Origin of the sequence: Erwinia sp. STN24 (assembly GCF_041320675.1) — a bacterium.
Lineage (GTDB): Bacteria > Pseudomonadota > Gammaproteobacteria > Enterobacterales > Enterobacteriaceae > Erwinia > Erwinia aeris.
Window position 1 is genome coordinate 1 of the sequence record NZ_JBGGPM010000016.1, and the last position, 1588, is coordinate 1588.

Genomic DNA, 1588 nt, shown 5'->3' on the forward strand with positions numbered 1-1588 from the left:
AAGGCTGAGGCGTGACGACGAGGCACTACGGTGCTGAAGCAACAGATGCCCTGCTTCCAGGAAAAGCCTCTAAGCTCCAGGTAACACGGAATCGTACCCCAAACCGACACAGGTGGTCAGGTAGAGAATACCAAGGCGCTTGAGAGAACTCGGGTGAAGGAACTAGGCAAAATGGTGCCGTAACTTCGGGAGAAGGCACGCTGGCGCGTAGGTGGAGGGACTTGCTCCCCGAGCCGAGGCCAGTCGAAGATACCAGCTGGCTGCAACTGTTTATTAAAAACACAGCACTGTGCAAACACGAAAGTGGACGTATACGGTGTGACGCCTGCCCGGTGCCGGAAGGTTAATTGATGGGGTTATCCGCAAGGAGAAGCTCTTGATCGAAGCCCCGGTAAACGGCGGCCGTAACTATAACGGTCCTAAGGTAGCGAAATTCCTTGTCGGGTAAGTTCCGACCTGCACGAATGGCGTAATGATGGCCAGGCTGTCTCCACCCGAGACTCAGTGAAATTGAAATCGCTGTGAAGATGCAGTGTACCCGCGGCAAGACGGAAAGACCCCGTGAACCTTTACTACAGCTTGACACTGAACACTGGTCCTTGATGTGCAGGATAGGTGGGAGGCTTCGAAGCGTGGACGCCAGTCCGCGTGGAGCCGTCCTTGAAATACCACCCTTTAATGGCTGGTGTTCTAACGTGGCCCCGTGATCCGGGGTGCGGACAGTGTCTGGTGGGTAGTTTGACTGGGGCGGTCTCCTCCCAAAGAGTAACGGAGGAGCACGAAGGTCAGCTAATCACGGTCGGACATCGTGAGGTTAGTGCAATGGCATAAGCTGGCTTGACTGCGAGAGTGACGGCTCGAGCAGGTGCGAAAGCAGGTCATAGTGATCCGGTGGTTCTGTATGGAAGGGCCATCGCTCAACGGATAAAAGGTACTCCGGGGATAACAGGCTGATACCGCCCAAGAGTTCATATCGACGGCGGTGTTTGGCACCTCGATGTCGGCTCATCACATCCTGGGGCTGAAGTAGGTCCCAAGGGTACGGCTGTTCGCCGTTTAAAGTGGTACGCGAGCTGGGTTTAGAACGTCGTGAGACAGTTCGGTCCCTATCTGCCGTGGGCGCTGGAGAATTGAGAGGGGTTGCTCCTAGTACGAGAGGACCGGAGTGAACGCACCGCTGGTGTTCGGGTTGTCATGCCAATGGCACTGCCCGGTAGCTAAGTGCGGAAAAGATAAGCGCTGAAAGCATCTAAGCGCGAAACTTGCCTCGAGATGAGTTCTCCCTGTGGCTTTAAGCCACCTGAAGGGACGTTGAAGACGACGACGTTGATAGGCCGGGTGTGTAAGCGCAGCGATGCGTTGAGCTAACCGGTACTAATGACCCGTGAGGCTTAACCTTACAACGCCAGAAGCGTTCTGGCGGGCGTCTGAGAGACGCAACATTTTCAGCCTGTTCACGGATAAACCCGCGCGGCCTCAGGGCGGCGGGGGGAAACAGAATTTGCCTGGCGGCTTTAGCGCGGTGGTCCCACCTGACCCCATGCCGAACTCAGAAGTGAAACGCCGTAGCGCCGATGGTAGTGTGGGG

At 56.2% G+C, this 1588-nt stretch carries 2 rRNA genes; both read left to right on the forward strand.

The features are described 5' to 3' along the window. Positions 1 to 1399 (forward strand): 23S ribosomal RNA (locus ACA373_RS22105); the annotation flags it as partial. Positions 1400 to 1504: 105 nt separating this feature from the next. After that, positions 1505 to 1588 (forward strand): 5S ribosomal RNA (gene rrf / locus ACA373_RS22110); the annotation flags it as partial.